We start from the raw sequence: 9,704 nt of genomic DNA on the forward strand, positions 1-9,704 counted from the left end.
GGAACGATCAACATCAGCCAATCCATAACAAGGCTCACCGCATGTCCTCACGTATCGCCAGCAAGCCGTCGGCCATACCCGTTCCGCAAGCCGCGTCCACCATCTCAATGATCCCTGCCCTGCTGCTATGCATCTCCGGCGCGGCAGCATTGGTCTATCAGGTGTTGTGGATCAAACAGCTGTCGCTGGTGGTCGGCGTCGAGGTCTACGCAATCACCACCGGCATCAGCGCGTTTTTCGCCGGGCTCGCGCTCGGCGGCTGGCTGTTCGGGCGCTGGGCCGATCGCTTGCAACAGCCGGTTCTGCTGTATGCCGGGCTGGAAGTACTGGTGGCGATACTCGGGGTTGGCGCGACAGTGGCCATGAGTCTGGCGGCCGGTGCGTTTGCCTGGTTGCAAGGTCATGTCGGCGTGCTTGCGTGGTTGCTGCCGTTTGCGCTGGTGGGCATTCCGGCGGTGTTGATGGGCGGGACGCTGCCGGTGCTGGTGCGCTCACTGGCGGCTGAGCCGGGCAAGGCCGGCGGTCAGTTGTATGCGGCGAATACGCTGGGCGCGATCGTTGGCACTTTGCTCGCCGCGTTCGTACTGATCGCCAGCCTCGGCGTGCGCGGCAGTGCGCTGTTCGCCGCGATGCTCAACCTGCTCGCCGCGGCCGGTGCGCTGTGGTTGCAGCGCCAGCAGCCAGTAGCGCTGGCCGCGCCGGTCAAACACGGCAACGCCAAAGCGCCCGACCGCACTGCGTTGTGGCTTTACGCGATCGCCGGGGGTGTGGCGTTGGGTTACGAGGTGGTCTGGTCGCAATCGATCGTGCAGTTCATGAGCACGCGCACCTATGCGTTTGCTGTGGTGCTGGCGACTTACCTGACCGGGCTGTTTATCGGCAGCGCCCTGCTCGCCCGTCGCGTCGAGCGCATTCGCGACCCATGGGGCGTATTCGGCTTGTTGATTGCCGGTGCAGGCCTGCTTGCGCTGCTGGAGATCGCCGTGCTCGGCCGCTGGCTGGTGCTCGCGCAGAGCCATGCGGAAACCTGGCTGCTGAGTCTGGGCGCCAGCGAGCTGGCCGGTATGAGCGCGCGCTTTGCCGTGGCGGCGCTGAGCATCGTGTTTGTGCCGACCCTGCTGCTCGGCGCGGCGTTTCCGCTGGCGTTGCGCCTGAGTGTCGGCAGCGAACGTGTGGGCCGCGATGTCGGCGCCGTTGTCGCGTTCAACACCCTGGGCGGGATCATCGGTGTGATGCTTTGCGGCTTCGTATTGATTCCCTTGCTGGGCCTTGTGCGCACCCTCGGCCTACTGGCGCTCGTCGCAGCGACAATCGGTTATCTGGCGGTGCGCAAGGGCCATGGCGTGGCGAAAGGTCGGCGCCAGGCCGTGGCCGCACTAGGTCTGGTTTGCGTAGCGGTGGCGGTACTGACGCCCGTCGACAAACTGGCCAGCCTGTTGCCCGGCGCACGTAACGGCACGCTGGCCTTCTACGAGGAAGGACGCGGCGGTACGGTCGCGGTGGTCACTCAGGGACGTGGCGAAAACACCTTCCACCGTTTGTACATCCAGGGTGTGTCGAACACTGGCGATGCCATGCCGTCGCTGCGCTACATGCGCATTCAGGCGCTGCTGCCGCTGCTGATCCACAACGGTGAACCGCGCTCGACCCTGGTGATCGGCTTCGGCACCGGCATCACCGCAGGCGCCATGCTGCGCTATCCAGGTCTGGAACATCGCGTGGTTGCCGAATTGCTGCCATCGGTGGTGAAAGCAGCGCCGTTGTTCAAGGGCAACTTCAATGCCGCCAGCGATCCCGGCGTCGACGTACGCCTGCGCGACGGCCGCCAGGAACTGCTGCGCAGTGCACAGACCTACGACGTGATCACCTTGGAACCGCCACCGCCCTCCGCCGCTGGCGTGGTCAATTTGTATTCGCGGGACTTCTACCAGCTGGCCGCTAGTCGCTTGCAGGACCAGGGCATCGTTGCCCAGTGGCTGCCGCTGCCGACGCAGAATATCGACGACTCGCGCTCACTGGTGCGCAGCTTCCTCGACGTGTTCCCGCATGCCTCGCTGTGGACCAGCGAGTTCCATGAAATGCTGCTGGTTGGCTCAATGAAACCGATGCAACTGGACGCCGCGAAAATCACTGCGCGCTTCCAACAGGACAGCGTACGCAACACCCTGCAGGACGTCGGCATCGGCTCGGCGGCGGCGCTGCTGGCCACCTGGGTCACCGATCGCGCCGGCCTGGAGCGCTTCGCCGCCGATGCACCGGCAGTGACTGATGATCAGCCGCGCATCGAATACGCGCCGTGGGTACGCAGCAAGGAAATCACCCGCGTGCTACCGGCGCTGCTGGACTTGTATCAGCCGCCTACACTGGTCAACGCCGATGCCGGGTTCAGTGAACGCATGGAAACGCATCGGCAGCGGTTGATGCAGTTTTATCGGGCAAGCCTGCACGCCTACGACGGCGATCGGGACGCCTGGGGGCGGGATATCCGGGAAGTGATGCAAGGGGATCGGGCGAACCCATATTTTCGCTGGTTTGTCGGGCAGTAAGGCGGGGACTGACAGGATGCCTTCGCGAGCAGGCTCGCTCCCACAGAAAAGCAGAGCAGCGCAGCTGCCCGCGGCGAAGCCGCCCCACTCAACAATGAGCGTTAGCTCGAGTGCTTTTGATCTTGATTCACCGGCGACGTCGGAAGGCTGAGCGGAGGGATTGATCCGGGGGTGGGAGCGTAGCGACCGTCTGGCGCAGCCAGACACAGCGGAAGGAGGTGCAGCGAAGCAAACCGTAGCCGCTGCGCCCGGATCGATCCCGCAGCGAAGGAACCCGAGCCTGCGAGGGCCGAACGTAGGAGCAAGCCTTTTTGGGTACTTTTTCGGCGTTTGGAAAAAGTGCCTCGCCGTAAGGGCGAAACCGTAATCAGCAACACCCGCAGCAACGGATATGTACCCAAAAAACCAGGAGGCAGGCCCCACCAAAATAGCGGGAGCCAGCCTGCTCACAAAGAGGCCCCAAGCCTCACGACATCACTTGGCCTCGGACTTCAGCTTCAGATACGTCTGATGCATGTCACTTGCCCAACCATCGATCACCGCTTTGACATCAGTGGCTTTCATCACCTGCGAGGAATTTTCCAGCGGCTGCCCGGTGCCCTTGCGCACCACTTGAGCCACCACCTTGTTACTGCTGCCGTCGAGGAACACCGCCTCGGTGGCCAACGTGGTTTCCTGATCGCGAATACCAGTGGCCGTGCTCACCGCAGCAGCCACCAAGGCAATCGGAATCACCTCATACACATGCAGGCCTTCGGTCTTGCTGCTCACCGCAGTGATCGCCGGCCGGATCACGATGACGCCAGGCCCCGGACCGGTGGCCAGCGGCAGCGACTTGCTCAGCTCACGCTTGAGCGCCTGATCGTAATAACTGGTGATGCCATTGAGGGTTTGCTGGGGGATTTTTTCCGTCGCTTGCGGCTTCGGATACAACTGGCTCGGTTCGACATAGACGCTGCTGAATTTGTTGATGTCGAGTTTCGGGTCCATCCAGCGCATCACCTCGGCACCCGACGGTGATTTGGTCTCCTTCAGTTGACTGTAATCCTTGAGAAAACCGGAGTACTGGTCTGGCTCGACGGTTTTGCTGGAACAACCCACCACACCCAGGGTGGCGATGCACAGCGTGCCCATCATTACGGCTAGCTTCATGCTGTAACTCCTGTCAGAAGGCCAAATCGTTTGCATAGGGGGAGTTACAGGTATAGCTAAAACCGCAGCAATTGCGATTGCAAATTACAAAATTCACACGGCGCTGCGCAGCAAGTCACAGCGCTTATTTGACAGACGCGCTGCATGCGGCAAAGCTGCATCCAGATGTATGCACGCCAGAAGGCCAACGCACCGGACTACGGAAGTCGCAATGCCCAAGCACAAAAACAAAGCGGTGCAACCTGAACCTGACGCATCACCCTCCTCTTTTTCGCGTTACCTGTTTCCAATCACCATCGGTGTGCTGCTGGCGGCCGTGGCGGGCATTGGCTGGTTCCTGTTCAGCCCGGTGCCGGCCCCCGTCAAACCCGCACCGATCAGCACACCTGTAGCACCGCCAGCCAAGCCGCAACCGACTGTGGCAAACAAACCGGCAAGCATGGTCGATGAGCAGCAATGCCAGGGCTGCCACAGCGAACAGGTCAAGGACTGGCAAGGCTCGCATCACCAGCTCGCCATGCAGCCGGCGACCGCCGAAACTACCCTCGGCGACTTCAACAACGTGACCTTCAAGGCCGAGAACGAGACCACACGGTTCACCCGCAAGGGCGATGAATTCTGGGTCAATGCGCCCGGCATCGACGGCAAGAATGCCGACTTCAAAGTGGCGTACACCTTCGGCATCGCGCCGCTACAGCAATATCTGATCGAGGTCGGTCAGGGGCGTCTGCAAGCCCTCGGCGTGGCGTGGGATACCGAGAAAAATCGCTGGTTTCATCTGTACGCCGGCCAGGGCGTGAACTTCAAGAATCCGCTGCACTGGAGCAAACCGAGCCAGAACGCCAATTTCATGTGCGTCGAATGCCACACCACCGGTTTCAAGCGCAATTTCGATGCAGCGAGCAACAGCTTCAACAGTCAATGGAACAGCCTCGGAGTCGGCTGTCAGACCTGTCATGGCCCGGCGTCGAACCACCTGGAATGGACGCAGAAAAAAGACGATTTGATCCATAAGGGCTTCGACGTCGATCTCAAGGACAAGAACGCCACGGTAGAAATCGAAACCTGCGCGCGCTGCCATTCCCGCCGCGCACCGCTGGGCGATGGCTTCACCGTCGGCAAGCGGCTGATGGACGATTACCTGCCCAGCGCCCTGACCCGCGAACTCTATGCGCTGGACGGCAAGATCAAGGACGAAGTGTTCGAACACGGCTCGTTCCTGCAAAGCAAGATGTTCGACAAGGGCGTGCGCTGCAGCAATTGCCATAACCCGCACAGCAACGAACTGAAGGCACCGGGCAACGCCGTGTGCCTGCAATGCCACAATACAGCGGGCAAGACCTCGGTCGCTGGCGTCGACGGCAAGGGCTTGCAAGCGAAGAATTACGACTCCATCGAACACACCCGCCACGCCATGGGCCAGCCCGGCTCGCAGTGCGTCGATTGCCACATGCCTGGCAAGTTCTACATGGGCAACGACTTTCGGCACGACCACAGTTTCAGCATTCCCAACCCGGAGCGTGCGCAGAAACTCGGCACCCCAGACGCCTGCCTGACCTGTCACCAGGGCAAGGCCGGCGACAAGGTCACCGCGCAGTTCAAATTGTGGAACGCCTCCGCCTCCCCGGCTCAGCAGGCGCCACGCTATGACGAAAGCCTGTGGCTGATCCGCAATGGCCAGCCCGGCGCCGCCGACGCGCTGTACCAGCAATTGCAGCGCAGCAACCTGCCGGCGATCCAGCGCGCGACGCTGCTGGCGGAATTGCCGCTGTACCCGAGCGAACAGGCGCTGAAACTGGCCACTCAGCATCTCAAACATCCAGAGCCACAGGTGCGCGACAGCGCGGTGCGGGCAATCAGCGCATTCTTGCCACCGCCGGAGCGTGCGCCGTTATTGGCGCCGTTGCTCAATGATCCAGTGAAAGCCGTGCGCATCGTCGCCGCGCGGGATCTGCTCGGTGCCTCGCGCAACAATGGTCTGGGGGCGGCGCAAGCCAGCTGGAACGCGGCGATCGCCGAATATGAAGTCGTGCAGAAAAGCTTGCTCGAACGTGCAGAAGCCAATCTCAATCTGGCGATGCTGTACCAGGCCAGCGGGCGCAGTGCCGAGGTCGAACCGTTGCTGCGCAGCGCCCTGCAACGTGACCCGGACTTCTACCCGGCGCTGGTCACGCTGGCACAGTGGCTGGAAGCGAATGGTCGCGCCACCGAAGCGCAGAAGCTGTTGGATGACAGCCTCAAGCAGCATCCGGATGCGGCGCTGTTGCAGCACACGCGCGGGTTGTCGCTGATCCGTGCCGGCCAGTCCGCCGACGCCATGTCCTACCTGCGCAAAGCCGCGCAACTGGAACCGGAGAATGCGCAATACGGCTATGTACTGGCGGTGGCGCTGCATGAGAGCGGCAAGGTTGATGAGGCGTGCGCGATTCTGGAAAGTTTGCTCAAGGTACAACCGGCCAACCGCAATGCGCGGCTGTCGCTGATTCAGTACTACCTCGATAGCGACCAGGAACTCAAGGCGCAGGTGCTGTTGCAGGGCTGGAAGAAAATGAACATGGGGGATCCGGCGCTCAAGTGATCGATGGGATGCCCCCCCGATCACCTTTGGGAGCGAGCCTGCTCGCGAATGCAATCTGTCAGTGACATCGCAGTCGGCTGACGTAGCGTTTTCGCGAGCAGGCTCGCTCCCACAGGGCTACCACTGAGCTTCAGCGTTTGCATTACCAGGACGATGTTTCGCCACTGCGCAAAGCCATCTCTCGCCGGCTATTGGCGCGCATCGCCTTGATCAGCGACACCGTCCCCACCAACAAAATCGCCGCACCAAACAAAAAGTCGATGTTGTACAGCTGGAAATCTTCCACTGGCCCGATCAGCAATGTGCGCACCACCGCAATCCCCACCAGCGTCGCGAGAAAGTCGATCCCCGGTTCATCGCGGTAAAACACCAGCATCAGTGGCAGGCACAGCACCAGCAGAAGCAACAGCACCACAACCTTGAACGAGCCTTTGCGCTCGACGCTGAACGCACACTCATGCGCGCCGTAAGGCTTGTAGTCCTCGTCGCGAATCATCGAGTTTTTCTCGTTGATGTAGTCGGCGCGGTTGTACTTCTGGATCGGCGTGAAGGTGTTGGACATCTCCATCAGCGTGGTGATGTTCTTGAAGCGCAAGTCGATGCGCTCGCTGCCCTTGAGGTAATACAGCACCGGTTTGTAGCCGTAGCGATAAGTGTCGAACGGGAACGCCGCGGTCTGGGCGTGCACGCCGATCGGCCGCGGTTCGAGTTCAGCGAAGGCGCTTTTGTTGGTCGACGAGAGGTTGCGGCTCAGCGGCTGCACCTTGATCTGCTCGAGGAAGATCGGCGTCACGCCGAACGACCACTGCAACGGTTCCAGACGCAGGCGCAGTTCGTTGCGGCCCAGGTCGTAGCGGTTGAAGGTGCGTTCGGAAACCACCAGCGAACCGCCGACCATGAACTCGCCGCGCAGGTTGTTGGTGACGCGCAAGGTCAGTTGATCCTTGCCCAGCAACGCCGCTTCCGTGGTCGGTGGCGTGCCGCACCACGCGTTGCTCTCGCCGACACCGCCAAGCTGGCCGTCGCGGTTTTCCTTGAATACGTAAAAGTAACTGGCCCACAGCGTCAGCAGCAAAAGCGACGCCGTGAGACCGAGGATTTTTTTGCCCGGACTCACTGATCAGACTCCCTTCTTCGGTTCCATCGTCCAGCCGAAAACCCGCTGGCGACGGCGACTCTACCAAAAGGCCATCAGTGACCCAAGGGAAAATGCCGGATCGGCACCGAACCTAAGGGTTTCCCCGGTACTCGCCTCACCCCCCCAAGGAGCGAGCCTGCTCGCGATAGCGGTGTTTGATCGTTACACGCTCTGCGTGGGAATGCAGCCCGGGACGCTCTGCGTCCCAATCTAGGTGCGATCGCGAGGAATCAGGCTTTGCAGTTGCTGCGCCAGAAAATTCGCATCAAACGCAAACGTATCCGGATCCTTCAAACCATTAGTCTTGCGCCACTGCCACGCACCATCCGCCAGGCCAACCAGGGAAATGCTCCCGTACCGCGCCGCCGTCAGCCCCATCACTGCCAGGGAAATCTGCCCGCCGCTGCCCATCACATCCGGCACAAACTCCACCGGTTTGCCGGCAATCACGATGCTCAATTTTTCCGTCTTGAACGTCGAGGTCTCCACCGGCACGCTCGGCCCGGACGCGACATACGCCTCGCGACTGACCTCCAGCAAATTCGGCGCCTTGACCGGTTCAAGCCATTGCTCGATCTGGTCGAACAGCGCGCCAATCCGTGTTGCCCATTCAGCTGATTGCGTAGTGAAAAGTTGCTTCTTGTGCGCTTCGCTCTCGGCATAGTGGCGAAGCATTTCGCCCAGTTGCTGTACGTCGTTCATTGCGGTGTTCCTCGGAAAGGACCTGCGAAGGGTGATAGTGGCAGATCCCCGGCGCGGCGTACGTTTAGTTCTTGCAGATGCACAGTTGCGGGAAAGATCGGCGGTACAGTCAGTCGGTACTGGCGTCGAGTCTCGAACAGAAGGTAACTTCGGGCAGACCTGAATGCTCGACACTGACATTTGCTTGAGGAAATTCAATGCGCACCATCGGCCTTATCGGCGGCATGAGCTGGGAGTCCAGCGCCGAATACTATCGCCTGATCAACCAACAGGTCCGCGAGCGCCTCGGCCCTTTGCGTTCGGCGCAGTTGCTGATGTTCAGCGTCGACTTCGGCCCGGTCGAACAGGCCCAGCACGCCGGGCGCTGGGACGATGCTGCGGCGATTCTGGTGGATGCCGCACGCCGGCTTGAAGCTGGCGGCGCCGAGTGTGTGGTGCTGTGTACCAACACCATGCACAAGGTCGCCGAGCAGATTCAGGCCGCGATCAGCATTCCGTTCCTGCACATCGCCGAACCCGCCGCCCAAGCTGCATTGGAAATCGACGCGCGCACGGTCGGGTTGCTCGGCACCGCGTTCACCATGGAGCAGGACTTCCTCAAGCAGCGACTGATCGCCCAAGGCCTGACCGTACTGGTGCCGGATGATGCCGAGCGCAAAGAGGTGCACCGGATCATCTACGACGAACTTTGCGTGGGCGTGATCAGCGAACAATCGCGAGAAATCTACCAACGCGTCATCGAATCCCTGACCGCCCGTGGCGCCCAGGCGATCATCCTCGGCTGCACCGAAATCGGCCTGCTGATCAAACCCGAACACAGCGCCCTGCCTCTGCTCGACACCACCGAGCTGCATGCGCAGTCAGCGGTGGCGTTCGCACTGGGCGACTGACTCAGGGTTTCGGGCTATTGCGTAGACGGGCCATGCTCAGGGTGTCGACCCACTGCCCGTCGCGCATTGAAGCGTCGAGGGGCAGATTGCATTCGCGAGCAGGCTCGCTCCCACATTTTGATCCAGCCCGGGCACAACCCCTGTGAGCACTGAAGATTCATGTGGGAGCGAGCCTGCTCGCGAAAGCGACCTCACAGCCAACACCTGCTTCCCGGCAAAAAACATCTACCGTGCTGTCGCCAACTTTTGCCTTTTAAACGCCGCTGTTTAAAAGACACCTCCAGACACGCCTTCCAAGCTACAAATTCTTGCGCCATTGCCTACAGCTACGCCAGAATCCGCCGGCTTGTGCGCTTAGGGGGCGGATTCTATTGTGGTGCGGTCGCTGACGAATCAGCGATCGGGTCTCGCAGCCCGTCGATCTCTGGACGCACAACACCCGCTGTTTTTATGGCGGCTGTACGTGGGAGGCCTTCGGGTCTGCCGGTTCTAGAGTCCCGGTCTGCGACCCGCGTATAGCTGCCACCAACCATTTCGTATCGCAGCGAAAGTTGGCAGCTCCGTCGACTCTAGGAGCTTCACCATGATCAAACCAACACCCAACCCACCCGAAACCGACCCCACCTCCCCCTACGAATCCCTCGACTCGAAAAAACTCCACCAAGCCGCCGACCGCGCCCTCGACCACTACCTCTGCC

6 protein-coding genes are annotated in these 9,704 nt (G+C 61.2%); 3 read left to right on the top strand and 3 right to left on the bottom strand.

The features are described from left to right. The first annotated feature begins 41 nt into the window (after positions 1 to 41). Positions 42 to 2,546: a fused MFS/spermidine synthase gene (locus tag J5M66_RS12410; protein ID WP_207809179.1), complete on the top strand. Its 2,505-nt coding sequence runs from the start codon at positions 42 to 44 to the stop codon at positions 2,544 to 2,546. A 474-nt stretch (positions 2,547 to 3,020) separates the two neighbouring features. Here the strand turns inward: J5M66_RS12410 and J5M66_RS12415 are convergent, their stop codons facing one another. Beyond that, the gene (locus tag J5M66_RS12415; RefSeq protein WP_016774611.1) at positions 3,021 to 3,698 is read right to left on the bottom strand and encodes a DUF3313 domain-containing protein; all 678 of its coding nucleotides are present in this window, start codon (positions 3,696 to 3,698) and stop codon (positions 3,021 to 3,023) included. Between the two features lie 211 nt (positions 3,699 to 3,909). Between J5M66_RS12415 and J5M66_RS12420 the strand changes: the two genes are divergently transcribed. After that, entirely contained in the window at positions 3,910 to 6,276 is a 2,367-nt protein-coding gene (locus J5M66_RS12420; protein WP_207809180.1) for a tetratricopeptide repeat protein, read from the top strand. Between the two features lie 142 nt (positions 6,277 to 6,418). Here the strand turns inward: J5M66_RS12420 and J5M66_RS12425 are convergent, their stop codons facing one another. Both J5M66_RS12425 and J5M66_RS12430 read right to left on the bottom strand, forming a co-directional pair. Continuing rightward, entirely contained in the window at positions 6,419 to 7,393 is a 975-nt protein-coding gene (locus tag J5M66_RS12425) for a hypothetical protein (protein WP_207809183.1), read from the bottom strand. A 231-nt stretch (positions 7,394 to 7,624) separates the two neighbouring features. Further along, complete coding sequence (locus tag J5M66_RS12430) at positions 7,625 to 8,116, bottom strand: hypothetical protein (protein ID WP_122881014.1); 492 nt, start codon at positions 8,114 to 8,116, stop codon at positions 7,625 to 7,627. Positions 8,117 to 8,313: 197 nt separating this feature from the next. On the opposite strand from J5M66_RS12430, the gene J5M66_RS12435 reads away from it, so the two are divergent. Further along, complete coding sequence (locus J5M66_RS12435; protein ID WP_123442566.1) at positions 8,314 to 9,006, top strand: aspartate/glutamate racemase family protein; 693 nt, start codon at positions 8,314 to 8,316, stop codon at positions 9,004 to 9,006. Positions 9,007 to 9,704: the final 698 nt, after the last annotated feature.

Source organism: Pseudomonas sp. 67(2021) (genome assembly GCF_017491835.1).
Lineage (GTDB): Bacteria > Pseudomonadota > Gammaproteobacteria > Pseudomonadales > Pseudomonadaceae > Aquipseudomonas > Aquipseudomonas atacamensis.